The 26,013-nt window shown below is 59.1% G+C and carries 23 protein-coding genes and 1 tRNA gene; 7 read left to right on the top strand and 17 right to left on the bottom strand.

The genetic code is table 11. From position 1 onward, the window contains the following. Positions 1-271 precede the first annotated feature (271 nt). The 12 genes from OZX64_RS02700 to OZX64_RS02645 form a co-directional block, all read right to left on the bottom strand. The gene (locus OZX64_RS02700; protein WP_277173663.1) at positions 272-1,639 is read right to left on the bottom strand and encodes a DivIVA domain-containing protein; all 1,368 of its coding nucleotides are present in this window, start codon (positions 1,637-1,639) and stop codon (positions 272-274) included. 101 nt (positions 1,640-1,740) lie between these two features. Beyond that, positions 1,741-3,144, bottom strand: a complete 1,404-nt coding sequence (locus tag OZX64_RS02695; RefSeq protein WP_277173662.1) for an FHA domain-containing protein — start codon at positions 3,142-3,144, stop codon at positions 1,741-1,743. A gap of 251 nt (positions 3,145-3,395) precedes the next feature. Then, on the bottom strand, positions 3,396-4,277 hold the full coding sequence (locus OZX64_RS02690) for a hypothetical protein (protein ID WP_277173660.1): 882 nt from the start codon (positions 4,275-4,277) through the stop codon (positions 3,396-3,398). Between the two features lie 46 nt (positions 4,278-4,323). Next, positions 4,324-4,458, bottom strand: coding sequence for a hypothetical protein (locus tag OZX64_RS02685; protein ID WP_277173658.1), 135 nt, complete (start codon positions 4,456-4,458; stop codon positions 4,324-4,326). Between the two features lie 25 nt (positions 4,459-4,483). After that, the gene (locus OZX64_RS02680) at positions 4,484-5,707 is read right to left on the bottom strand and encodes a hypothetical protein (RefSeq protein ID WP_277173656.1); all 1,224 of its coding nucleotides are present in this window, start codon (positions 5,705-5,707) and stop codon (positions 4,484-4,486) included. A 317-nt stretch (positions 5,708-6,024) separates the two neighbouring features. After that, on the bottom strand, positions 6,025-6,921 hold the full coding sequence (locus OZX64_RS02675; RefSeq protein ID WP_277173654.1) for a hypothetical protein: 897 nt from the start codon (positions 6,919-6,921) through the stop codon (positions 6,025-6,027). 267 nt (positions 6,922-7,188) lie between these two features. After that, a complete protein-coding gene (locus OZX64_RS02670; RefSeq protein WP_277173653.1) occupies positions 7,189-7,482 on the bottom strand; it encodes a hypothetical protein in 294 nt (97 codons plus the stop codon). Beyond that, the gene (locus OZX64_RS02665; protein WP_277173651.1) at positions 7,475-7,894 is read right to left on the bottom strand and encodes a DUF4176 domain-containing protein; all 420 of its coding nucleotides are present in this window, start codon (positions 7,892-7,894) and stop codon (positions 7,475-7,477) included. Before OZX64_RS02665 ends, OZX64_RS02670 begins: the two co-directional genes overlap by 8 nt. A gap of 92 nt (positions 7,895-7,986) precedes the next feature. Continuing rightward, entirely contained in the window at positions 7,987-8,481 is a 495-nt protein-coding gene (locus OZX64_RS02660) for a hypothetical protein (RefSeq protein WP_277173649.1), read from the bottom strand. Further along, positions 8,478-9,386: a hypothetical protein gene (locus tag OZX64_RS02655; protein WP_277173647.1), complete on the bottom strand. Its 909-nt coding sequence runs from the start codon at positions 9,384-9,386 to the stop codon at positions 8,478-8,480. Before OZX64_RS02655 ends, OZX64_RS02660 begins: the two co-directional genes overlap by 4 nt. 275 nt (positions 9,387-9,661) lie before the next feature. Beyond that, positions 9,662-10,576 carry a hypothetical protein gene (locus OZX64_RS02650; protein ID WP_277173645.1) on the bottom strand — a complete coding sequence of 305 codons (915 nt, stop codon included), beginning with the start codon at positions 10,574-10,576 and terminating at the stop codon, positions 9,662-9,664. Next, positions 10,558-11,118, bottom strand: coding sequence for a hypothetical protein (locus tag OZX64_RS02645; RefSeq protein WP_277173643.1), 561 nt, complete (start codon positions 11,116-11,118; stop codon positions 10,558-10,560). Before OZX64_RS02645 ends, OZX64_RS02650 begins: the two co-directional genes overlap by 19 nt. 238 nt (positions 11,119-11,356) lie before the next feature. Between OZX64_RS02645 and OZX64_RS02640 the strand changes: the two genes are divergently transcribed. Beyond that, a tRNA-Val gene (locus tag OZX64_RS02640) sits at positions 11,357-11,430 on the top strand. 298 nt (positions 11,431-11,728) lie between these two features. After that, positions 11,729-13,048: a serine hydroxymethyltransferase gene (gene glyA, locus OZX64_RS02635; protein ID WP_277156195.1), complete on the top strand. Its 1,320-nt coding sequence runs from the start codon at positions 11,729-11,731 to the stop codon at positions 13,046-13,048. A 357-nt stretch (positions 13,049-13,405) separates the two neighbouring features. Here glyA and OZX64_RS02630 read toward each other — a convergent pair whose 3' ends face one another. Further along, positions 13,406-13,822 (bottom strand): DUF3052 domain-containing protein, encoded by a 417-nt coding sequence (locus tag OZX64_RS02630; RefSeq protein WP_277156196.1) that lies wholly within the window; start codon positions 13,820-13,822, stop codon positions 13,406-13,408. A gap of 415 nt (positions 13,823-14,237) precedes the next feature. After that, positions 14,238-15,353 carry a S16 family serine protease gene (locus OZX64_RS02625; RefSeq protein WP_277173641.1) on the bottom strand — a complete coding sequence of 372 codons (1,116 nt, stop codon included), beginning with the start codon at positions 15,351-15,353 and terminating at the stop codon, positions 14,238-14,240. 682 nt (positions 15,354-16,035) lie between these two features. Between OZX64_RS02625 and OZX64_RS02620 the strand changes: the two genes are divergently transcribed. Further along, entirely contained in the window at positions 16,036-17,688 is a 1,653-nt protein-coding gene (locus OZX64_RS02620; protein ID WP_277173639.1) for a zinc-dependent metalloprotease, read from the top strand. 364 nt (positions 17,689-18,052) lie between these two features. On the opposite strand, the gene OZX64_RS02615 is transcribed toward OZX64_RS02620, so the two are convergent. Then, positions 18,053-19,564, bottom strand: coding sequence for an ATP-dependent helicase (locus OZX64_RS02615; protein WP_277174941.1), 1,512 nt, complete (start codon positions 19,562-19,564; stop codon positions 18,053-18,055). Positions 19,565-19,647: 83 nt separating this feature from the next. Here OZX64_RS02615 and OZX64_RS02610 point away from each other — a divergent pair, with 83 nt between their 5' ends. Beyond that, positions 19,648-21,483, top strand: coding sequence for a phosphotransferase (locus tag OZX64_RS02610; RefSeq protein ID WP_348519414.1), 1,836 nt, complete (start codon positions 19,648-19,650; stop codon positions 21,481-21,483). Positions 21,484-21,657: 174 nt separating this feature from the next. Continuing rightward, on the top strand, positions 21,658-21,882 hold the full coding sequence (locus OZX64_RS02605; RefSeq protein ID WP_277156201.1) for a DUF3107 domain-containing protein: 225 nt from the start codon (positions 21,658-21,660) through the stop codon (positions 21,880-21,882). 295 nt (positions 21,883-22,177) lie between these two features. Here the strand turns inward: OZX64_RS02605 and OZX64_RS02600 are convergent, their stop codons facing one another. Next, positions 22,178-23,062, bottom strand: coding sequence for a PHP domain-containing protein (locus tag OZX64_RS02600; protein ID WP_277173637.1), 885 nt, complete (start codon positions 23,060-23,062; stop codon positions 22,178-22,180). Between the two features lie 208 nt (positions 23,063-23,270). Between OZX64_RS02600 and OZX64_RS02595 the strand changes: the two genes are divergently transcribed. Next, positions 23,271-23,840 carry a vitamin K epoxide reductase family protein gene (locus OZX64_RS02595; protein ID WP_277157451.1) on the top strand — a complete coding sequence of 190 codons (570 nt, stop codon included), beginning with the start codon at positions 23,271-23,273 and terminating at the stop codon, positions 23,838-23,840. A gap of 129 nt (positions 23,841-23,969) precedes the next feature. Here the strand turns inward: OZX64_RS02595 and dapF are convergent, their stop codons facing one another. Next, the gene (gene dapF / locus OZX64_RS02590) at positions 23,970-24,869 is read right to left on the bottom strand and encodes a diaminopimelate epimerase (RefSeq protein WP_277173635.1); all 900 of its coding nucleotides are present in this window, start codon (positions 24,867-24,869) and stop codon (positions 23,970-23,972) included. A 211-nt stretch (positions 24,870-25,080) separates the two neighbouring features. Here dapF and murI point away from each other — a divergent pair, with 211 nt between their 5' ends. Then, positions 25,081-25,857 carry a glutamate racemase gene (gene murI / locus OZX64_RS02585; RefSeq protein WP_277173633.1) on the top strand — a complete coding sequence of 259 codons (777 nt, stop codon included), beginning with the start codon at positions 25,081-25,083 and terminating at the stop codon, positions 25,855-25,857. Positions 25,858-26,013: the final 156 nt, after the last annotated feature.

Genomic DNA, 26,013 nt, shown 5'->3' with positions numbered 1-26,013 from the left:
GGCCAAGCCCCCACGATGCGCCGGATGTATTGTCGACAGACCCATTGCTCAACCTATCGGCAGAACCCGGAATGTCTTCCGAAGAACCGTTGCCGTTGACGGCATCGTCACCATTGTTGCCGTCGAAACGCTGATGCATATCAGAGCGGGCAACGGCAATATCGGCGTCCCTGTTTTCAGGCGCAGCTCCCTTGGCCGGGTTGGATAGTTCGTTTGGCACAGTGCTCATGATAAACGACCCGTGGCACAGTGTACGCCTTGAGTGGAAGAATCACTCACCGGTCTTCTGATCGTCGCTTTTGAAAGCACTGTAATCAGGGAACGAAATATCAGGGATATCAACATCGGGGTCATTGAGGGACGTTGCTGGCTTAGTGTCCATGTTCCTATCGGCGTCGCCAAACAAAGAAGCGGCACCAGCATCGGCGTTGCCATTGTTCCCATTGCTCTGAACCGGGGTACCGAGTGTCGGCACCTGAGGCGTGGCGAATGACGCCTGCTCAGCACTGTTAGAGGAGGCTTCGGCGCCATGGGTCATGTTCGCCAAAGCCGCCAAGGAGGAACTGGCGTCTGTCGCGCTGCTCTGAGACGGAGCAGAGGCATTGGCCGTACCACCCTGAGTTCCGACGCCATCAGGCAGATTCGGAATGACCGGGGCAGCAGTATCGGGAACCGCCATATTGAAATCAAACGTCGAGGGAGACGCTGCACCAAAATCATCGGTCGATGTCGGTCGGGCATTCGTCTGGAACGCATCGGGAGAGCTCGACGAGGCGGCGGGCTGCGTCGTTGGTGCAGGTTCTGCAGGCTGATACGAAGAAGCGTGTGGATGGGCCGCCGGAATCGTAGGATCGGCCGAAGGCGCCAATGCATTGTCGGCAATCAAAGGACTGACCGGAGCATCGTCCAGCCCGGAAACCGGCTGTGACTGCGCAACGACCGGAACCGTGTGCGTCTCCACCGGCTGAGTGGCCGAGGCTGCAGCAGCGTTCTTTGCGTTGTAGTCGGTAATACGTGCATAGGATTCAACGCGGCTCAAAAGCTGGACGCAGGCATCAAGATAATAATCGACCTGACGCTCGTCGTACCCCCGGCTGCCTTTGCGCTGGGTGAAAATAACGTTGGCCACGGTGCTTGAATTGAGATCGGCCAAGTCCTTGGCTTCCTCGCTGCTCATCGACCTGACGTCCAAATCATCCGAGGATTTGGTGATGATCTGGTCGACCAGACGATCCACCTGCTTGACATCGTAGGAAGGACGCTTCTTCTCCCCGCGCATGAAACGATCCTTGTGACCGCGCTTGGCATGGGCGCTGATCATGTTGTAAAGCTGTTGGGTACGAGCCTGCCATGCAACGGCGCCATCACCTGTGATTTGCCGTGCCGTTTCCTTGTCCACCACCGCATGCTCAAGGCGCGCCAACGCAGCGTCGACCTCTGCGATGACATAACCACCCTTGGTGAAGGTGAACGCAGCGCTCTGGATATCCTGCTGGGTCAGTTCGCCATCATTTCTGTCATACATCTCGTGGGCACGCTCCAGGAACTCGTTGACCTGGTCGATGTCGTAACCCCACTTACGCTTTCCCGCATATTCTATTCCCGTCGAGCTTTGGTTGTTCTCCGATTCTTCAGCCATCAGTTCTGCCTCCTGGTGATCTATGCATCTTTGTTAGTATACGTGGCCGTTACGACGCAATATGATTGCCTTCATGCAAAAAGCGCAAGCACGCAACCCGACTATTCGAGATGAAGCGATTCGTCGGCCACACTGAAATGCTCTCCACGCCCGATCTGCGCCTGATCGCCTTGATGAAGGACCCTGCCGCCCACAGTGGTTCCATTCGCCGAACCCAAATCAGAGACAATGAACCTGCCGCCGCCGAGGTCGGTAACGCAAGCATGTACCCGACTTACATTGGTGTTGCCGACAACCCTGGCAGCACAACGTTTAGAACGCCCGATCATCACCGTATTCACCGCCGCGCACAATCTGGAACCATCACGGTCACGTACCACCGCAAAAGATCGGGACGTTGCGGGTTGCGGGGAAAAGCCGGAACCCGCAGGGGCAGCTTGATCATTCATACCGTTCGAACCGACTGCGGCAGACGCTGCCATATGGTTTGTCGCTTGCACCCTACCTGCCGAATCCGCCCCGGCGAGACCAGGGTTTGAAGGCCTCAAAGCCCCGGACAGCGCACGGGTACCGGAATCCAAAGAGTCATTGACGCTTTCGGCGGCTTGGGGTTGGGACTGGGACTGGGACTCGGCTTGGGCTTGGGAAGGTAGAGAGGACTCAGCGGATGGCGCCACGGATGACCGCCCCGGGTTCGCGTAAGGCCGGCCGGACGAAGGCTGCAGGGCATCGGGGCCGTGTTCGCCGCCAGCCCGCTGCCCATTCGCGTAAGGCTGCCCAAATCGGAGACGCGAGGCAGGAGTCTGCCGACGAGCATCGTTCTGAGAACCACCGCCGGCCCGGCTCTGTTGAGCATCAGGGGAAAACGGATCGAACACGGCCTCCTGTGAACGCCCCCGAGCCGAGAAATCCTGCGACGCCGAAGACTGCACACCCGCCAGGCCCGAGACTCCACCGAAATTGTTTGCCAGGAACTCGTTGAAATCGAACGCCGAAAACACACGGGAGCGCCGAACAAAATCCATCGTGCGCGCGGTAAGCTCCCGGTCGGCGGGCAGTACAAATTTTACCTTGCCCGGATCAGCAAGAAGCGCCAACAGGGCGAGTACCGACATCTGCTGAACGACGGGAGTCATCGGCAGGCAGCAAAATACCATTCCTTCATTGGCGACATACACGTTTTCCGGCTCGAAACGCAATATCTCCATCGGCAGGTTCGCCTTCGAACACAGATCGCCAAGTCTGCCCAGTGAGTGCAGCAGCGAGACATACTGCGATCGAGAAATGCCCATGCCCAGATATTCCTTGAGCGTGGGCAGACCGGTAATGTCGTAATAGAAAAGATTGCTATGACCTTTCACTTCGTATTTGAACCTGAGCAGAACCGGAGAAGGCCATGTCGCCAGCCATTCAGCACGTTCATAATCCAGATTCTCACCACGAGCGGTACGGATGCTCAGCGTGTGTGCGCCCGTGTGAAGGTCCTTGAGTTTCTTTTCTTTCACGCTATCCCCTTCAACGCATGGGCAATCACCACGCCCGACACGCACCTGATATTGACACAATCGAACACATTATTTGAATACAATCATTCTAATTCATTCACAATAATTTCGATATCATACTGGCGAGAAAGGCATCGCTGGCAGAAGCAACCATTGCTGAGGAGACGGCCTTCATCACCGACCCCCTTTCACTTAAAACCAGAACGAACAAAGACGTCACCATCGGCGACTCACATTTTCAGAACCGTCCATCAGCACTCACCCTCCTTGGGCGCGGCATCCCCTGCCTTTTGCTGTTTGTGTTGCTGGTTGAGGCGTTCGCCCTCGGCCAGCCACTCCAGCTCCGGACGCATCAACGCCAACGCCTCCGACACCGCCACGGGGTCACGCACCCCACGAGAGGCCAGACGCCTCGCACGCCGGTACCGCCCCGACGCCTCACGCACACGCCCATGCACCCGCCACCACACACGCCACACACCAGGCACACCCGAACACGGCAACGCCACACCCTCACCATCCCACTCAGGACGGAACGCCCAGTTCACCCCCACCATGTTCCACACCGCCGAATCACTGCGCCAATCCGCCACCGGCAGAAACACGAAACGACGCGTCACCACCGGCCACCGCCGCATGAACGCATACGGCGTACGCACCACCGTCCCGTCGGCAGCCACCTCCTCGCCGCCCAACGCGCACAACGACGTCGACACCGACACCGACAGCCCGCGCGGGTCCACACCCCCGGGCACACGCAACCCATGGAACCGGAAGAACGAACGCGCCTCACCCGAACGGAACACAAACAGAAACGGCGGACGCACCAGACACCACACAAAAAAACAACCAATCAAAAAACCACCGGTCACCGGCCAAAACTCATCCTTGCTGATTCCCGCAGAAGAAGGCAGACTAAAAAACAGCGGAATATAATACGTGAAAACCGCGGCAACGGAAAACCATCCGGCGCATACCGTGCCGATCAGCCCGATCTTGCGCATGTAGGCGCCGTTCTCCGCACGGAACAGCTGCTTGAACTCCCGGTAACCCAACACGAAACGGAACGGACCCAACGACTCCGGCGAGGAACCCGCAACCGACCCGCCCGACAAAAAACGCCCGCCCATCATCTGCCTCCATGCAACAGACCGTCAAAACCATTCCTGTATGAATAACCTATCCCAAAGCCTGCAGATCGGCCTGGATACCATCATCGCCCTGGCTCAGACCCGCCAACGTGACATCTCTGAAAATCTGCGCCGCCGATATAGCGGCATCCTTGGCTCCAATCCGGGAAGACAAGGATCGCATAGCCCCATCATAAGACGAGATTCTGCTATCGTAGCCCTCCCGTTCGGATTTGAGACTTTCCATTTTCGAGTTCAGCCATTTCCTGCTCGCTGCCATGACTATTCCTTTCACCTGATTCTCGGCCTTTGCTCGTCGTTAAAAGCGAGTGTTCCGACCGCACGTCTTCATCCGCGCGCTGATCTCTCAGACCGGATCTCTCGCGGCCATCGGTCCGCAACCGAGCGGTATCCCGACCTCGATGGCCACCGGCCAACTCGGAGAGGGGCTTGTTGTATCTGACGGCCAGAACCCGCAGCCGCTTCGCCGCCGCCCTCATCCAACGCCACACCGCACGAAGCGCCCGGCCCGTCCGGCCCGGCCCCGGAACCGGCACCAGCCGCTGCGCCACCGGGGGCGCGCCACCTTCCTCGCGCAACCGCATGTTCTGCGCGTTCAGACGATCCGCCTCCCCAAGCCACGCCAGCTCCGGAGCCACCAACGCCAGCGCCTCCTTGCGCTTGGCCTCGTCGCGACCAGCACGTCTCGCCAGACGAACCGCCCGCCTGTAACGGCCCGACGCCTCACGCACCCGCGCCCGCACCTCACGCGACACCGCACGCCAGTCGGGCACGCAGGCACGCGGCAACGCCACACCGTCGCCGTCCCACGCCCGGCGGAACAGGCCGCCGCCCTCGGCCGCCACATTCCACAACACCGAATCCCGGCCACGATCGCGCACCCCCAGGAACAGGAAATCACGCGTCCAGACCGGACGACCCCTCATCAGCATGAACGGCGTACGCACCACCGTCCCGTCGGCCGTCACCTCCTCGCCGCCCAACGAGCACAACGACGTCGACACCGACACCGCCACACCACGCGGATCGACGTCCTTACCCGCGAAACCCCCACCATGCGCCACGAAAAACCGCGCCACCTCATCCAAACGAAACGAAAAACCAAACGGAGGACGAACCAGACAGACAATAAAAAATATCCAAAAAGACAGAAATACTATAGAGGCCACTATATCCGTGACATGGACTCTTCCATCCCCTGCCCCGTTTTTCCTCGGGTCTGCAAGTATAAAAATGGAACAGATTCCCCCGACCGAAAAGAACAACGTTCCCCAGAATCCCAGCTTGCGCATGTACCGGTCGTTCTCCGCATGGAACAGCTGCCTGAACCCGTCGAACCCGACCTCGAAACGGAACGGCCCCAGCCATGGCTCCGCAGCAGCCACCCTGGCCTCGTCACTATCCAGCTCCATCAATGTCCACCTCCCACACCGATATCACGAAGACCGCCTTCAACGCCCTTCTCGATGTTTTTCTTTGCATCTTTATACTTTGAGCCCTTTTAATCTGATTTTATATCCAAACGACTGTCATCTGCCATACCCGCGCCCCATTCGGCGCGCGGCACGTCAGAGAGTCGTTCCAACAGGCTCACGGCCCGCCACGAACTCGATGTCCATGTACGACCCCAACGTCCACTCGGGACGGAAACGTCCTGCCAGACCATCAGCCATCACCGACTCCTTCCACTAAAAACCACGACCGACAACATAACACTCCTCCGGCATGTTCACTTGTTCGCCGCCCACGCCGGCGGGCCATCCAAAAACTCACGGTCCCCATACAACCACGAACGGAAACGACGCACCCACGCACGCAGGCCACGCGACGGCAACGGGGCCGCCGCAGACGCGATACGCTCGCGGCACCATGCCACGAACCCTTCCACATCGGGCAACACCCGCCGGTCCACCAAAACACAGCCGTTCAGGTCGGCGAACCGCACATCCGCCACCGCCGGGATGATGTCCATCGACGCCTTCCCACCCGCCGAAGGCGAAAGCACCACCGCATGTTCCGTCAGCCGCACACACGCCAGATCCGACCACGCCGCACGGGTCGTATATTCCTCGCCGTTCACACGATGCAGCAACACCACGCCGCCGTCATCCACCCACAGACGACACGGCGTCAGCCAACGAGCATCAAAACTCTTGTAACGCCACGTGGCGAACACCCGCGTCAACTCCGCCGTGCTCGTACTCGGCACCGCAAACCAATCCGACAGCGAACGAAACATCGAACGCAACACCACCAAAGAATCCAACCGGCCCCAACAGAAAAGCAAAGCAACGACCATGAAGGCAAATAACCCAGCGAACAACTTCACCGACTCGGAATCACCGAAAAACCTGGACCGCATCACCCCGACAATCATCAGGCACAAAGCACCAAAAAACACTACGAACGGCAGGAAAACGCGCCGCACTCCACGCCCGTACGCATTCGCCGCCTCCACGAACTCGCCCCACATCGGACCAGTCAACGTGAAATCAAACGACCCGGCACCCGATTTGGACGAACCCGGAGATTTGCCACCCGACACGACTGCGGCACTGCGCACATCCACCGGCAAGTTCGAAATCGCCCCCTCGGCCCGTCGCTCATTGAGCCAATTCCCCAGCATCCGTTCCTCCCGACACCGGCTCGAACCGGCAACAAATCATCCGACAACACGACCGGAACAACAGTCCCGACAAACCCATATCAATCAAGACTCCGGTCAATCGCCCATCACCCACAGCCTCATGACCGTCAAGACCAACAAGGAAACGAAACCAAACAGACCACCGATACACACCGACTTCCCGTCGCCATGAACTGCGAACAAGGCCCACAGTCAACCTCTTCGACGCCTTCAACAACATCACGGCCGATGGGCCAGAGACACCGCCTACACCAGCACGAGCGGGCTGCCGTCGACCAACGCGCCACGCGCCACCAGCGAACCCACCAGCTCGCCCGGCGGCAGCAACTGGCCCGCAGGCTCCCCGTCACGCCGCGCCAAATCAGCACCGCCCGCATACGAGAACACCCCAGAGGCACGAGACGCCACCAAGCGCGCCGCCAGATCCGCCGCCGCGCCCACACGCAACCCGCACGGCAGACGCAACGAATACACCCGTCCGTCAGCCGGCAGCAACACCTCCACCAGCACCTTGCCGTCCAACACACCAGACTCAGCCACGGGAACCATCCCCATCTCCTACGGTACCCCCCGCATCGGCATCAGAAGACTCCGACCCGTCATCGTCGTTCCCGGGATTGGTGTCCTTATGCAAGTCACCCGCACGGCCCGCACGCCTCGCCTGCTCCTCACGGAACTCCGCCTCATGATCCTTCAGGAAATCCAGGTACTCGCCACCGGCAACATCCTGATACCCCACGAAATACACCCCGTCAATGAAATCCTTGTTGAAGAAATAATCCCTCGACGCATCCGCACGACCCTCCGGATACGGATACCCCAGATAATCCCAATACGTACCCGTACCCGCCTCCTCCTGCATATGGCCCGCCACCATCGTCAGACGCTCACCGCCCCTCAGATGCACCACCGAACCCACCGGAAGCCAACCATCACAACCCACAACCACCATCACAAACCCCTCTTATGCTTTACTATTAATCAACCCGGATACCATTAACCAGAACAAAAGCCAAAACCATGCCACAATCAGTGTGAGGCATACTATAACTTTCTTAGCTTCGAAGCATCCGCGGAAATCTGCTTGCTGATTCCGTCTCTACGACTAGCCGCAGCAGCTGCCTTGTTCTGTGCGTCAGAGAGTTGACCATTCAAATCGCCGAGCTCCCTCCGCAACCTGGATATCAAATCATTGCACGCTTTCTCCGCGTCGCCTATTACATCGTCATTGCCACGCGATATGCCGAAAACGCTTTGTTTCGCACTATCCTCGCCCATCCCCTTCACGACCGCGTCTCCAAGAGCGGACAAACAATCATTTACGGCGGCATTGGACTTACTTAAACCTGCAAGCGTTCCATCGCGGTACGACACGGCATTCTGTATCGCCTGTCCTTTGCGAGATATCTGCCCTTGCAAGTCACCGACACGAGCATTCCACCAATCCACATCGCCCTGAGCTGCAGCTTGAGTGACATATAGGCCAGCAATCTGCGCTTCCAGATCAAATTTCTCGACCGTATTCTCCAACTGATTCATGCTTGTCTCCTTTCTGTTTTCGGATCCATCTTTGACAGCTCAGCCCCCGAAAGCGACGCTTCCCGGTTTCTGCTGCTTTTGTGTTGCTGGTTGAGGCGTTCGCCCTCGGCCAGCCACTCCAGCTCCGGACGCATCAACGCCAACGCCTCCGACACCGCCACGGGGTCACGCACCCCACGAGAGGCCAGACGCCTCGCACGCCGGTACCGCCCCGACGCCTCACGCACACGCCCATGCACCCGCCACCACACACGCCACACACCAGGCACACCCGAACACGGCAACGCCACACCCTCACCATCCCACTCAGGACGGAACGCCCAGTTCACCCCCACCATGTTCCACACCGCCGAATCACTGCGCCAATCCGCCACCGGCAGAAACACGAAACGACGCGTCACCACCGGCCACCGCCGCATGAACGCATACGGCGTACGCACCACCGTCCCGTCGGCAGCCACCTCCTCGCCGCCCAACGCGCACAACGACGTCGACACCGACACCGACAGCCCGCGCGGGTCCACACCCCCGGGCACACGCAACCCATGGAACCGGAAGAACGAACGCGCCTCACCCGAACGGAACACAAACAGAAACGGCGGACGCACCAGACACCACACAAAAAAACAACCAATCAAAAAAACACCAAAATTTCCCGCGATATTACTCACAGTCCATTCGATTTCTCCCTCAAACATTGGCACTATCCCGCCAATAAACGAAGCAGGAATAGCCCACCCGGCACACACCGTCCCCATGAGCCCGATCTTGCGCATGTAGGCGCCGTTCTCCGCACGGAACAGCTGTTTGAACTCCCGGTAACCCAACACGAAACGGAACGGACCCAACGACTCCGGCGAGGAACCGCCGACCGACCCGCCCGACAAAAAACGCCCGCCCATCATCTGCCTCCATGCAACAGACCGTCAAAACCATTCCTGAACCCGTTCTTCGCGCCATACGAGAACGGCAACAAACGTTCCGGCACCAGGAAACACAGATAATCTGGGCCACCAATCAACATATACCATTGCTCCGGATTGAACGCTATCGAACCTATCGACCCCAACGTCCGCTCGGGACGGAAACTCCCGGCCAAACCATCAACCACCCCGACTCCTTTCGCTACCGACAACCGTCATCTCTCAATCTTCTCTCAACACGAATAGTCTCAACGCCCTCACCACCCTGGACGCATACCCTTCGACGGGCCATACAAAAACTCACGGTCCCCATACAACCACGAACGGAAACGACGCACCCACGCACGCAGGCCACGAGAGCGGGGCGCGGCGACCGCGATGCGATCCCGGCACCAGGCCACGAACCCCTCCACATCGGGCACCACCGACCGATCCACCAAAACACAGCAGTCCAAATCCGCAAGTTTCACATCCGCCACAGCCGGAATGATATCAATCGACGCCTTCCCACCAGCCGACGGCGACAACACCACCGCATGCTCCGTCAGCCGCACACAATCCAACTGCGACCAAGAAGCACGCACCATATACTCCTCACCGTTCACACGACGCAGCAACACCACGCCGCCGCCATCGACCCACAGCCGGCACAGCGTCAGCCAACGCCTGTCGAACACACCGTTCTTCCACTGCCCCACCGCACTGCGCATCTCCGGACCAGTCCCACTCGGCACCGGGAACCACTGCGACACCAATCTCGCCGACTGGTTCATCACAACCCGACGAGGAAACGGACCACCGCAAAGCAGCAAACACACAACAAGAAGCCCGACAAGAACAAGAACCCACCATTCATCATTAGGAAAATACAAGGTCCCATTACTCAGGAAAACCACCAGCAACAGCACAACAACAAACACGGAGCCCTGCACATAGATATGACGCAACCCACGCCCATAGGCGTTCGACGCCATCGCAAACTCCCACCACATCGGACCAGTCAACGTGAAATCAAACGACCAAGCACCCGACGGAATCGAACCCGAAGACCGACCGCCAGCACCGACGGCACTCGACACATCGGTACCCACGTCCTGAACATAGTCCGACACACCCTTGCAATCCACGCCCGCAAGCCTGATCGCCGTGAAACTCATTTGACCTTCACCCATCTGACATACCGGTTCAACACCAAACCGGGAAACGAACCAATCGCCAACAGACAGATACCGAAGACCGCACAATACCGGTCACGCGAGGCAAACACACCCACCGCCGTCAGCGCACACAGCACCGGCATATAACGGCACAGCAGCGACACCACACGTTTTACCCCAACACTCCTATGAAACACCAGCACCAACACTGCTACGCCCACAACCATCAATGTCAGCGCCGCCACCGCCAACGCAGCCAAATCAGACCACGGCATTACACGACCCAGAGCAACGGAATGATGCATCAGCAGGTCACCGGCCCCAAGGCCAATCGTCACCAGACACCAGAGCAACAAGCCCATCAAAGTAAACTCGCCCCCGACAACCCCCATGATCACGCGCAGCCGCAACGGATGCAACGACCAGAACTCATCATCCGACATCACCAACGACCCAATCAGCTTCGGAAAACGATCACGCAGCCTCATCGTCCACCCCCGATCGGACACACGGCACCGCGGTTCGCCTTCTTCAACCTTGATCTCTTTGCCCGTCATTGTCACCGCCGTCTTCCGGCATGTTACCACCAAGCATCGTCGCAGAAAGCTCCTCATTATCGCCATCCTTCGACCGGAGGAGGCGTCACCATGGCGTTTAAGGGATGGCGGGAAGATCGAAGGTCTCAAGAAAGTACGATCGTAAACCATCATGACGATATTCGCCGCCAACAGCACGGCACGCCAATCCGCCGACACCCCGCTGGGCAACGGTTGCGCTAAGCTAGACAAAGTTGACGGGCGATTAGCTCAGTTGGTTAGAGCGCCACCTTTACACGGTGGATGTCGGGGGTTCGAATCCCTCATCGCCCACAGTTCCCTGCGTTACCGTTTTACCAATGCTCCATCGGTTATCATCACCGTCGAATTTCGGCATCGCCGTATACTGCGGCTAGAGCAGATCATCAATCCCCTCAATGACGAATTGTCCACAAACAGAACAAATAGGGCATGTTCCGGCAACTATCTGGCATAATGGCACTTACACAGCAACAAGTACAAGCTTCTTTGCTGCGTAATCCGTGAAATTCCGTTCGTTGTCAAAGAGCGGACGAAGCGGGACCAACCTGCCGCATTCCCGGCAGCCGACGAGTATAAAAAGGAGTTCAAAATGGCTGAACCATATAAAGCCGACACATCCAACCCTGCAGTTGCGCAGAGTTCGTCGGACGCGTTCAATGCGCCCATCGCGATTGCGGACCCCGAAATCTCGTCGCTGATCAACGATGAGCTCAAGCGTCAGCAAAACGGCCTTGAGATGATCGCCTCCGAAAACTTCGTGCCCCGCGCCGTGCTCGACGCGCAGGGCTCCATCCTGACCAACAAGTACGCGGAAGGCTACCCCGGGCGCCGTTACTACGGCGGCTGCGAGTTCGTCGACGGCATCGAGACGCTGGCCCGTAACCGTGCCAAAGAGCTGTTCGGCGCCGAATTCGCAAACGTACAGCCCCATTCCGGCGCACAGGCCAATGCCGCCGTCTACCAGGCGCTCATCAAGCCAGGCGACACCGTGCTGGGCCTGGCGCTCGACCACGGCGGCCATCTGACCCACGGCACCAAGATGAACTTCTCCGGCAAGTTCTACCACGCCGAATCCTACGGCGTGAACCCTGACACCTTCCTGATCGACCCCGAAATCATTCGCCAGCGCGCGCTCGAGGTCCACCCGCAGCTGATCATCGGCGGCTGGAGCGCCTACCCGCGCATCGAGGACTTCAAGGCGATGAAGGAAATCGCCGACGAGGTGGGCGCGAAATTCTGGGTCGATATGGCCCACTTCGCCGGCATGGTGGCCGCCGGGCTGCACCCAAGCCCTGTCCCCTACGCAGACGTCGTCTCCTCGACCGCGCACAAGACGCTGGGCGGGCCACGTTCCGGCTTCATTCTGGCCAAGAAGGAATACGGCAAGAAGATCAACTCCGCCGTTTTCCCGGGCCAGCAGGGCGGACCGTTGATGCACATCATCGCCGCCAAAGCCGTGGCCTTCAAGGTCGCCGGCACCGAGGCTTTCAAGCATCGCATGGAACGCACGCTCGAGGGCGCCAAGATCCTCGCCGACCGTCTGAACGCCGATGATGTCAAGGCTCAGGGCATCACTGTGCTGACCGGCGGCACCGACGTGCATCTGGTGATGGTCGATCTGCGTCATAGCGAGATGGACGGGCTGACCGGCGAAAACCTGCTCGCGCAATGCGGCATCACCGTCAACCGCAACACCGTGCCCTTCGACCCGCGTCCGGCTTCCGTGGCGTCCGGCCTGCGCATCGGAACCTCGGCTCTGGCAACCCGGGGATTCGCCGCCCCGCAGTATGAGGAGGTCGCCGATATCATCGGCACCGCCCTCGCCGCCGGCAAGGACGCAGACGTGGAGGCGCTGCACGCCCGTGTCACCAAGCTCACCGAAGATTTCCCGCTGTATCCGGGGCTCTAAGCCGCAGCCTCGTTGAGTAGCCGAAGGTTCCCGCCGGTCATCATTGCCGGAGGGAACCTTTTGCGTTCCGCACACCTATCGAGAGATGAGGGAAGCGCAAACCAATGAACAATTGAGACGTGCAGAACAACGGCAATGTGCAACGCACGGAGCCTAACGGGTTCTCGTCCGCGCGAACTTCATTTCGTTCGACACGCATTAGCGCGCAATACGGTATTGCAATATGACCACAACCTCAAAAGCACCACGAACCAGCATGCAAAAGCCTCCGCTCACCACAGGCAAGCGAAGACTTTCGAATGCTCTTAAGAGTTATTGATGCATCGAGCGTAATGGCAGTAAAACCGCCGTATGGCTTTAGCGGCCTTTGCCGAAGGCCCGCAGACGGATACCGTTCCAATCCTCGGAAACCGTCAAAGGCGTGGCCGCGTTCATGCCCGCGGTCTTGGCGGCGGACTGCACCGTATTGGAAGCGGGAGCGCCCGGACGACCCGGCTTGGGGGTGAGAATCCAAAGCGGTCCGTCTTCACCAATGACCCCATGTGCGTCCATGATGGTATCGGCCAAGGCGTCCTCGTCATCGCCGTCGCGCCACCAGACGATGACGCCGTCGACAGCAGAATCATAATCCTCGTCGACCAGATCCTGACCGGTCAAATCCATGATTTTCTCTCGAGTGGATTCACTCACGTCGTCATCCCACAGCCATTCCTGTACGATGTCTCCTTGGTGAAAACCGAACTCTTCAGCGTTTTTTGATGCCGTTTCATTCACCCTTCCAATATAGCAAACATATGGAACAGCACGCCCAAGGACGCCGTAAGGTATCCACATTGCGGGCAATACCAGACATTTGCCCGAGTCTTTGCCGGTCGCATAGGTCAATCATCGTCGGCATCGGTCAGCCAAAACCCGCATCCCAAGAACATCACATGGCCTCCCCTGCGCAACGGCCGGCTGCGATCGCCGCAAGCCGGGGCAAAATGGGCACACGACATACTCGAACCTAGAGCCCGGAACCCGGAACCCAGAGCCCATAGCCCATAGCCCAGAGCCCAGAGCTTGTTCAAGCGCGACAACTTATGGCAACAAACCAAGCGGACCGAAAACCGAAGCCGCTACGGGCAGCCGCGAATCGAATGCAACACGATCAGGCAACGCCACCGATCAACGTATGCCGTCCTCGACGTTAATTCGCCGTGCAATGTGGCAGGCCATCGGCCTTGCCTTGCCCGATGGCGACCAAAGAGCGGTAAGCCTCGTCCAGCGTCGAGACCCTGACGTCGCGCAAGCCGTGCGGCACGTGGCCGACAACCTCATCGCAATTGCTGGCGGGGGCGAGGAAGTAGGTGGCACCGTCGCGTTTGGCGCCAAGCATTTTCAGCTGGATACCGCCGATTTTGCCGACTTTTCCCTGCTTGTCGATGGTGCCGGTGCCTGCAATCGTCTTGCCTCCGGTCTCATCGACGCTGGTGAGCTTGTCGATGACACCCAAGGCATACATCATGCCGGCCGAGGGGCCTCCGATGTCGTCGACGTGCATTTCCACCTTGGCGTGCGAGGCCCCTGCGATCCCGTGTTGCTTCGCGAAGGCGAGCGCCGCCGCGGTCGCGGAGTCCTGGGAGCCGGTCATCTGCTTGGCCGAGGTCTGTTCGTATTCCTGCGAACTCTGTCCAACGGGGAACACGGCTTCGCTGGGCATGACCTGCTGATGAGGGTCGATCCATGCGATCAGGGTCTGGATGCCGAGCGCCGGCGCGCCTGGAACGCCCTGGGCATTGACGGTCAGCAACAGCAGCTTGCCACGGCTTTTGTGCGTGGTCGCGCCGGTGATGGCAATCACCGCTTTGCCTGCCGATTCACCCAGCACATCCTGGGTCGGGCCCGGTGTTTCGATGACATAGGGGCTGGGCAGAAGCAGCACCAGAAAACACAGCACCGCACAGATCAGTCCGGCAAAATAGCGCAGCGAATGACGCGAACCATACCGGACAAGACGATGCCAAAGACCTTGACGGCCGAAATCGGGGACGCCCGCTTCACCGGTATCTGGGACCCCTGCTCCACTTGCATCGACAACACCGAAAAGAGCATTCCCTTCCATACCGTTCGAACCCGCAGCAGTCCCGTTTATACCGTTTAAATCTCCAGCAGCGCTCGAGGCATGGTTGTTCACAGCGTTTGCACCGACGATGCCGCCGAAATCATCGTCACCGCCAAACCGCGAATCCGCCGCGCCTTCGTCTGGCTGCGATATCGGCATCTGCCCACTGTGATGCCACTGGTCCTGATTGCTACGTGCCATAACCCACAAGTATGGCGCTCCACCGCGACGCGATATCTACTCAACGTCACAAATCCTCCAGCAAAGCCCGATAACGGAGGAAACACGAGCCTAAGCGCCAACCAACGTCACAAATCCTCCATTAAAGCCCGCTAATGGAGCAATCGCGACTCCAAAGCACCAGCAAGCGTCACAAATCCTCCATTAAAGCCCGCTAACGGAGGAAACACGACGCCAAACCACCACTCAGCGTCACAAAACCTCCAGCAAAGCCCGATAACGGAGGAAACACGACGCAAAAACACCAGCAAGCGTCGCAAAACCTCCAGCAAAGCCCGATAACGGAGGAAATACGACGCCAAAGCGCCAACCAACGTCACAAAACCACCAACAGAGCCCAATACCGGAGCAAACACGACGCCAAACCACCACTCAGCGTCGCAAAACCTCCAGCAAAGCCCAATACCGGAGCAAACACGACGCAAAAACGCCAACCAACGTCACAAAACCTCCAGCAACCTTCCCTACCGGAGCAAACACGACGCAGCAGCATCGGCGTCTCCAACCCTAGGCTTGCAGACACCGCTGCCGCGATTATCATTCGGTAGCATAAGTTGCCCCGGATAAGACCATGGAAGACAATAATATGGAATCAGCATACGGACGTTATATTGCCGGGACTTCAAGATAAAGGACGATACCGATGGACGAAAACGCGATACACCAATGGTTGATCGACTGCTTCGGTCAGATACAGGGCGATATGGCCTTCCAGCAGCTGAGTGCTCTGCCCGACGCGGTCAAAGACCAGCTCCTCGGCCAGGATCCGACCAAGCTGCCCAAGCCCGCCGAGGTGAAGGCGCTGATGAACGCGTTCACCACCAGCGGCCTCAACACGGTCGGCGACATGCAGCAAAGCGCCGAGCAGGGACCCGTCAACGTGAAGCTGGCGACCTCCCTGGCCCTGGCCATCGCCAACGACGAAGGCAGCGAGCAAACCGTCACGGCAAGTGAGGGCGAAGCCGTGCGAAAGGCGATGAGCGAGGCGAACCTTTGGCTCGACACTGCCAGCGACATCGACCCGGCTCCGGGCGACCCACAGGTGTTCACCCGCGCCGATTGGGTCAACGCGACGGTCGATTCGTGGGCAAAATTCGCCAGCCCGGTCGAGCAATCCATGAGCGACGCGCTTTCCAGCGTCGTCTCGGAACGCTTCGGCGATGCCTTCGGTGACGGCGAGATAGCCGGTGTCTTCGCCGGACCGATTCCCGTTCCGATTCCCGACAACATGAAGGATCCGGCCAATCTCATCAAGATTCTCGGCAACACGGCTTTCTCCACGCAACTCGGGCACGCGGCAGGCCAGCTTTCGCATGAAGTGCGCGGCAGCTTCGATCAAGGCATCGCTCTGCAGAAGAACCCTGCCGGGGCACTGATCGCGCAGAACGCCATCGAATACGCCAAGACGCTGGAAATCGATCAGGCCGAAGTGCTGGCGTTCCTGGCGCTCGAGGAAGTGGCGCACGCCCGTCTCTTCGCCCATGTGCCGTGGCTCATGCCCCGCTTCGAGGCACTGATCGGCAAGTACGCCCGCGGCATCAGCATCGATCTGGACGCCATGGAAGAGCAGTTGCGCGACGCGACCTCGATGGATCCCGATTCGATTTCCGGGGCCGTGGATCTGACGAAGGTCGGCATCGCCGATACCCCGGAGCAGAAAGAGGCGCTCGAAAGCCTTGAAACGCTGCTGGCCCTGGTCGAAGGTTGGGTCGACGCGGTGACGTGGAAGGCCGGCGTGGCCCATATCCCGCATATCGACCAGTTGCGTGAGATGGTGCGCCGCGAACGTGCGGTCGGCGGACCGGCGGAACGCACGTTTGAAAGCCTGCTCGGCATGGAACTACGGCCCAAGCGTATGCGCGAGGCGGCCGACATCTGGGAGAAAATCGGCGCTCAAGAGGGCGACAAGGCCCGTGACGAGAAATGGTCGCATCCCGATCTGTTGCCAAAGTTGCCGGAAATCGAGAGCGAGAGCACACCCAAAGCGGAAACGTCATCATCCGACATCACCACGAATCCGGACGCGAGCATCACCACCTTCGCTGCTGACGGCAGCGATACCACCGATTCCAAGCACGGCATCGACTGGGACGCCGAACTCGAGAAATTGCTCGAAGCCCAAGGCGATGACGATGACAAAAACGACAGCAACGACGTCCAAGACGAAAAGGCCAGTGACGGCACAGACCTTTCGGGCACCTCTGCTTCAAAACCAGAGGACTCTCGGGAAACCGGTGACAACGACGAATCCGATGGCAACAGCCAGACGGGAAACGACGGCAACGAAGACGAGTAAGCCTCTTCAGCAGTGCATCAGCCGCTGAACAGACGTGAGGGCCATGATCGCCACGACGACGATTATGGCCCTCACGCAAACTCGCGGAACCGAGGCGAAAACACCACGCCCGCAAACACTTCCGGTACGTTCAACCGATGACCCTCATCCGCAGCATAAACACAGCATAAACACATGTCGCATTCCCTGCAAAGCTCAATGACATCTCGCATAAGCATTAAGAGGCAAAACCCACAACAACTGCCCCCAACACAACAGAAACCCACCATTCCAGTTGCGTTAGAGGCAGAACCGGCAACAACTGCCCCCAACACTGCGTCAAGGCACAACTCAAGCCGCATTAAAGGCAGAATCCGCCCCTGCATCACCAGAAGCGGCTCGGAGCGCGTGAGAAGGTCGAGGCGCCATCCTTGCTGCGCGCGTAAGAAAGATGCAGGGAGTCCTCGGCTCGGGTCACGGCCACATAGAAGAGGCGACGTTCCTCCTCCAAGGCGTCGCCGGGAGCCGGAGAGCCATACGGCAGCAGGCCTTCCGAACATCCGATGATGAACACATGCTTGAACTCCAAGCCCTTTGCCGCATGAATCGAAGAGATCATGACCCCCGGCTCACGTCTGCTGGCGAGAATCTCCATGGCCTCGCGTCGGCTTTCGTTATCGTCTTGAAGGACCGTGCCCGATACCCCGACGTCGTGACGGGTCCGGTAAGCGATTCCCCGCTCCTTCAGGGCCTTGCAGACCACCTGCTGCTGGGCGTTGAGCCGCGTGAGCACCGCGCATTGTGACGGTTTGGCGCCGGCAGCGATGAACTGCGCAATGCGGCCAGCCACACCCTGCGCCTCCTCGACGTCGCTTTCGTAGACGGTTTTGACCACACGCATGCCCTCGTCTTTGCCCCGAGCGGAAACCAGACGCAGATATTGGTCGCGGTCGGGCGCGGCGGAAAGGACACGATTGGCCATCGAGACCACCTGGGGCGTGGAACGGTAATCGGTATTGAGATTGATATCGGCGTTGAGCTCTCCGAATTCCCCCGCGAAATTGAGCAGGTCGTGGCTCGAGGCACCGGCGAAGGAATAAATCGTCTGGGCAGGATCCCCGACCACGCACACGTTGCGGTTGTCTCCCAGCCAAAGATCCATCAGGCGGTGCTGCAGAGGCGAGACATCCTGGTACTCGTCGACGGTAAGCCAGCCGACAGATTGCCGAATCGACGCGGCCGGCTCCTCGAACGCCTCGAGGACATGGCAGGCCAGCAAAAGGATGTCGTTGAAATCCATTTCGCCACGCGAGGTCTTTTCCTGCTCGTAGCAGGTGTAGACGTCAGCGAAACGTTGCGGGTCAAGTCCGGCGGGAGGCAACCTGTGCGTGGCTGCGCACACCCTCCCGTAATCCTCCGGAGCGATCAGCGAGACTTTGGCCCAGTTGATTTCGGCAAGCAGATTACGTCTGGCTATGTCGTCGTATTGGTCGGATCCGGTGGCCCGTCTCAGCGCCCGTGCGATGATTTCCCGGGTGTCCTCAACGACGTGCGGGAAGGGGGCGGCGCTTACGTCATACCAGACCTTACGCAGCTGGTGCAGGGCGGCGGAATGGAAGGTGGCCGCCCTGACCTTTCCCCCCACACCAAGCGATGCCAGTCGCTGCTTCATCTCATCGGCGGCCTTCACCGAAAACGTCACCGCAAGCGACCGGCTCGCGTCCCACTCGCCTTTGGCGCAGGCATAGGCGATGCGCCGGGTGACGGTGCGCGTCTTGCCTGCACCGGCGCCGGCGATGATACGCACCGGTCCGTCAAGGGCCGTGGCGGCCTCACGTTGGGCGTCGTCTAGCCCTTGAAGCAAGGTCCGTGCATCACTGGTGTTCATATCTGCCATTCTGCCAGCCATACCCGATAGCCTTGTAATTCCTTGAAAGCGAGCAGGCTCCAAGGACATAGGGGTGTATTAATCTGGTAGATGTGACTTTACGAAGCAAGTTTATGCTGGCGGCCCTCGCCTCAGCCGCCATGCCCGAGACATCCATGGCCGGGGTGTGCGAGCACAACCGCAGCGACAAGGCCGACAATGATGTCGGCATCGAGTACGCCGTGGTGCAGGACACCGCCGGGCGGCAATACGACGTGTTCGTCTCCAGCGAACCAAAAGGCAAAAGGCTTCTTGCGGGACGCGCCAAAGCGGCTGGTGTGCTCGCCACATCCCATGAAATGAGCGGATTGGGCTTCGCGCTGGATCGTGCGCTGGCGTTCTGTACGGCCGGGAAAGGCAGCAGGACCGGCAAAAACTCGGTGCTGGTCGCACCACACGTCGAGGGGGAGGCACGTCGACTTGATTTGCTGACCTGTCAGGACGCGGCAAGCGTCGGCACCGCCATCGGAGCCATCCACCGCCAACGCACCGATTTTCTCACCGAGGCGAAATACCCGGCGTTCACCACCGGGCAGATTCGCACCCAGTTGACCGGTTGGATCAAACGACTGCAACAGGCCGGTCACGTGCCACCTGCCATCACCTCCAGCTGGGCCAGGATCATCGACACCGAAGGCCTCTGGTCGTTCTCCACCACCCTGACCCACGGAGGGTTTGCGGACGGCGATTTCCTCTTCTCCGATTCCACCATCACCGCAGTGAGCAACTGGCAAGACATGCAAGTCAACGATCCTGCACGAGACCTGGCTTGGATGTTCGCAAAATTGGATGAAGATCATCGCAATGCGTTAATGAACGCCTATGGCGCGATGATGGGCTCACGAATCGACGACCTCATCCTCCTTCGCGCCAACCTTTGGCTGCAGATGCAACAGGTCGGCGATTTCATCGCGGCGCTTTCCCGTGCGGACAATGCCAAGATCCTGCAGTTCAAGGCGCAGGTCGAGCATCTTGCGCATCAGCTGACCGTGGTCGCCAACAAGGCCAAAGGCGCCGCCACCGCAGCCTCGGCCGTAGTATCGCCGAAAGACAACGCTCCCTCTTCAACCAACGAACGCAGAAAGTCACGGCGCTCTCTAGACGTCGAAGAGGAGGAAAGCGACAAGACCGGTTCCGCCGAAGTCACCAAACTCGTCGAGGCCAGCGACAAGACTGCCGACCGTCCGGTGCATTTCAGCCCCTCACATTCCCGTCCTTTCGACGACGAGGATGACGATCGTACCGACGATCGGCAGAAACCGTCCACGCAGGCCAAGCCCCTCTACCCCAACATGCCGAATCCCTCGTCATCGGCCACAATGATATTGACCGAGGCCGAAAAGAAACCCCGTGCCCTCGACGATGAGAGCAAAGACCCTGAACGCCAAAACAGCAGCGCAACGCGGGGCGATGACGAGAAAGACCGAACCGGGGAAGCCAAAGTCTCATGGCATATCCAGTACTCGCAAGAGGATGACGCATACAGCGAGACGGCAAAGAGAGGCAAAGTCAATCACGACGCTCCCACCGCCCTGATCCCTTTGCTCGAACAGGAACAGCAGGCCTTGCACGACGCTCAGCTGGGACTTGAGGAAGCCGAGGAAAAGGCCGAGAAGAACCGCTTTTCATCAAGAACCGACCTCAAGGTCCAAGGCAATCAGAACGATGGCGACCAGCAGGCGGCTGAAACCGAAATCGTCGACGAACCGGATGACACGGCCCGACAGGACGAGGAACCCTCGGATGATGACGCAGGCGATGGCGACACCTCGCCATCCGAGAAAACCGATCTCGATGCCCACGATTCCGAAGACGCGAACGATTCACACGAATCCGATGATTCCGCAGATGCCGACCCCGCCAAGCCAACAGACACCGACAAACGATAACAGCGCTTCCGGGCGAGCGGAGATCAGCGGATCCCCACAGCGCACAAACCGGCGAAACCGCATCGGCCTGCTGCCCGGCAACGGACCGATGCGGCAATCCTAGCCAGAAGCGTAATGACCAGCCTTCGGGCACAATAAAACCTGAGAACCATTCCTTAAAGAAAGAGGTAACCCATGGATGTCGAAATCGGAATCCAAAACGTGGCACGTCCGGTCAATTTCACGACCGACAAAAGCGCCGAAGAAGTAAGCGAAGCCATCTCGAACGCCGTATCGAAGGGCGAGCCGATCGATCTGGTCGACGATAAAGACCGCCATATCATGGTGCCGGCCGGCGCTTTGGGCTATGCCATCGTCGGATCGGAAACCAAGCACGCCGTCGGCTTCGGAGCCCTCTAGACGAGACTGCGGCCGTCTATAATTACGCCCGCAGAAAAACATAAACGACTTTGCCCAATCGTTGTGACACCAACCGATCACAACATTGGGCAATTTTCATACCATGTTGCACTTGTGGCATCGCCGGGCTCTGCGGTACGAGGCCCAAGAAAGCCTTCGACAGCCCGACAGCCCGACAGCCCGACAACTCGGCAACTCGGCAACTCGGCAACTCGGCAACTCGGCAACTCGGCAACTCGGCAACTCGGCAACTCGGCAACTCGGCAACCACAGACCGACAACCGACAACAACGACCTAGGCGACCATGCCGGCGGCCCCGCGCTGCACGATTTGAGCCACCACATCATCTGCCGTCACATTCTCCCCCAGCTTGTTGGGCTTGCCCGCCCCATGCCAATCCGAGCCTCCCGTGACAAGCAGATCGAGCTCGTCGGCAAGTTTCAGCAGACGCCGGCGCCCATCGTCGCCGTTTCCACGATGCCAGACCTCGAGCCCGTCCAATCCGGCATCAGCCAACCGCCTGATCTGGGAATCGGAAAGCAGGACCCTGTTGCGGCTGTAATCGCAAGGATGGGCGACAACGCTCACTCCCCCGGCCAGACGCACCACCTGCACGACCCGCAAGGCCGTGGGCGAAGGCGTCGGTATGTAATATTTGCTGGAGGACGAGATGGCTCCCGCGAATGCCTCGGAACGCGTGCGGTAGAACCCCGCCGCCACCAACGCATCGGCCATATGGGGCCTGCCCACCGTCGTGTTCTCACCCTTTTTGGTTTGAGCGGTCACATCATCCCAGGTGATGGGAAAATCCTTTGACAAACGCGAGACCATGCGCCTGGCTCGTTCTAAACGCGCCTGACGCGTCGAGCGGAACAGCTCAACGATGCCTTCGTTCTCCGGATCGTATTGATAGGCCAGCATATGAACGGAGACATGTCCGTCCTGCGCGGTGATCTCGCTGCCACGCAGCAAAGGGAAACCTTGACTTTCGGCGGCTTGTTGAGCCTCACGCCAACCCGCAGTGGTATCATGGTCAGTGATTGCGACACCGTGCAGCCCACTTGTGCATGCAAGGTCGATAAGTTCGGCAGGGGTCTTGGTACCATCGGAAAATACCGTGTGACAATGAAGGTCCCAGCCGGAAACCGGACCGCAATCGTTATATTCGTCGCTAGTCATAGACCTATCGTAGGCCTATGAGCCCGACAGCCGATGGAATGCTAGGGAACAGAAAGCAGGGATATGCATGTCGACTAAACACAGCGTAGCTGCCGTGAAGGATTTGGAAACAACATCGGGAGATTCCAACGGCCGGCTGCCCTCTGAATTCAGCGACAACCGCGAACCCATAGGGTTCTTCCACGGACCCATCTGGAACTACGGCGTGATGTGCCTGGGAGCGGGCATCGGCCTGTTCGCCTCGCTGATGCTGGCCGCGGATACCCTGAAGCTCGCCCGCAACCCGAACAAGGCGTTGGGCTGCGACGTGAACTCCGTGCTTTCCTGCTCCACCGTCGCAGAATCATGGCAGGCCGAAATCATCAAGTTCGGTGGCCTGAGCTTCCCGAATGCGTTCTTCGGCATCTGCTTCTATTCGGTGTTCGTCACCGTCGCCGTGGTCGGCGCCTGCAACGTCAAGCTCCCCTACTGGTTCTCGGCAGCTGCCTGGATCGGCGGGGTCACCGCGATTCTCTACGCATATTGGCTGATGACCCAGTCCATGTTCGTCATCAAGGCGCTCTGCCCTTGGTGCATGACCATGATGTTCGCCACGACAGTCATGTTCATAGGGTTGACCCACGCCACGGTAACCGTACAGAAAATACCACGGAAGCGCTGGCGTAAGGGACTGAACACCTACTATCGCATGCGTTATGACTGGATGGTCGACATCGTGTGGATCTTCGCCATCATCGCGCTTATCTTCGTCAAGGAAGGCGCGGCCATTTTCGCCTGACCGGCTTTTGACTCTGATAACAAGAAACCCGTACTACCGTCTTCCAGACGCTGGTACGGGTTTTTGTTGTGCGGTGGCTGCCTACACCTGCCTACGCCGCATCTTTCTTTCCCGAAATGGCCATGCCGCTTACAGCAGCTCCACTTTCGCCACGATTGCAGCGGCACCGGTAAGCAGCACATCGTCATCGCTGACGTCGACATGCACCAATCCTCCACGGATGGAAATGTCCCAATGGCTCACCCCGGTTTTCGCCCTCAACGTCACCGACGTGGCGCCAAGTCCCGTACCGCAGGAAAGCGTCTCTCCGCATCCGCGCTCATTGACACGCATCGTGGCACGACCCGTACCGGCAGCTTTGTCGCAGGCATCGATTCGTACGAATTCGACATTCTGGTCGGTCTTGATCGATGGAGTGACCGTCGGCTTGACGACGAGGTTCAAATCCTCAACGGCAGGCAGCGTGGCCTTGCCGTCCTCCAGAACGGAGACAACGTGGGGATTGCCCATATCCACGTAGGTTCCAACGGCCTCGCCCGGCGTGCCGTCAATGGTGACCCGGTAAGTGTCCAGGTCCCCGATTCTTCCGGCGCCCAAGCTCACTTGGAACACATCATCGCCATACGGTGCAAGCGCTCCCAGCGAGCGCAACGTTTTGGCCCCTGCCCGGGTGCCCAGCCTGAAAGGAGTCCCGCCTGGGGCCTCGGCAATGCCGGCACGCTGGGCAAGCAGCGTCGTCACCCGGGTGCCGTTGCCGCACATCTCCGCCAGCGTTCCGTCGGCATTGCGATAGTCCATGAACCATTGCGCACCGTCTTGGCGGCAAAGCGCTATCTGCTCGGACGAAAGGTCACTGACATATTCCGGCTTTGTCAGCCGTATCAGCCCATCTGCACCGATGCCGAAATGACGATCGCAGACATGGCGGACCTCCTCGTCGGTCGGCTCGAACCTGCCCTCGCGATCGAGGTAGATGACGAAATCGTTGCCGGTGCCGTTGCCTTTATAGACATATTGCGCAAGACTCATAACCGACAGTCTACCCGTTGCCGGCCTCATGGACATGCGCCAAACGCTTCAGGCGGATTGAGCGCAGCCGGCCTCATGCCATCGCCGCAAACGTTCCCACGATTCACCCGGTCGACTATCATGTGCATGTTCGTTCAAACCGGTAGGATACAAAAACGAAATCACTAAGCTTGCAATCAGACGGTTCAACATCGTGGCGAAAGAGGACAACATGGCATCAAACGCTCCGATAGGCGTGTTCGACTCGGGACTGGGCGGTATCTCGGTGGTACGGGAAATCCGCAGGGAAATGCCCAACGAACACATCATCTATTTCGGTGATTCGGCCAACGCCCCCTACGGCACCAAGACACCGGAAGAAGTGCGCAGGCTTTCCTTCGCCATCGTCGAACGATTCATCGCCATGGGCGTCAAGGCCATCGTCATCGCCTGCAACACCGCCACTTCGGCCGCCGTCGACGATCTGCGCGCGACCTACGACCTGCCTATCATCAGCATGGAGCCGGCGCTGAAAGTGGCCTGCGATCGCGGGCACGGATTGCCGCAACGCGTCATCGTCGCCGCCACCCCGTTGACACTTCGCGAAAAGAAATTCACCGCGCTGATGCACCGTTTCAGTGCCGACAACACCATCTACCGTCAGCCCTGCCCCGACCTCGTGGAAATCGTGGAGCACGATCAGCTGGAGGACCACGACCTGGTCATGGCCACCTTGCATCGCTATTTCGACGTCTATGACCTCGATACCATCGATTCCGTAGTACTCGGCTGCACGCATTTCGTCTTCTACCGCGACTATTTCCGCGAGCTGCTCCCCGCCTCCACCGCCATCATCGACGGCAACGAGGGCACCGTCCGCCACCTGCACGACCTGCTCGAAGCCTCCCATGAACTGGCCGCTTCCGACGCCCAAGGCGGCGTGACCCTGGAAAACTCGGACACCAGCGAGCGCATGGCCGTCCTGGCCGCCAAACGCCTCGATTCCTGATTGGTTGGTTTCCAAACCCGTCTTTCCGCCTCAAAGACCTTCCTGCAGCGATAATTCGTCACCATATCACCGTTTGCGCACTCTCCGGCCAAGGGCGAAACAATGTCCGTAAGGCGGACGTATGCTCGATTCACTCGACACAATGACTGAGTATTC

It is taken from the genome of Bifidobacterium sp. ESL0704 (assembly GCF_029392075.1).
Taxonomy (GTDB): Bacteria; Actinomycetota; Actinomycetes; order Actinomycetales; family Bifidobacteriaceae; genus Bifidobacterium.
Note: the sequence above shows the minus strand (reverse complement) of the source record. Positions and strands in the feature narration are given on the sequence as shown.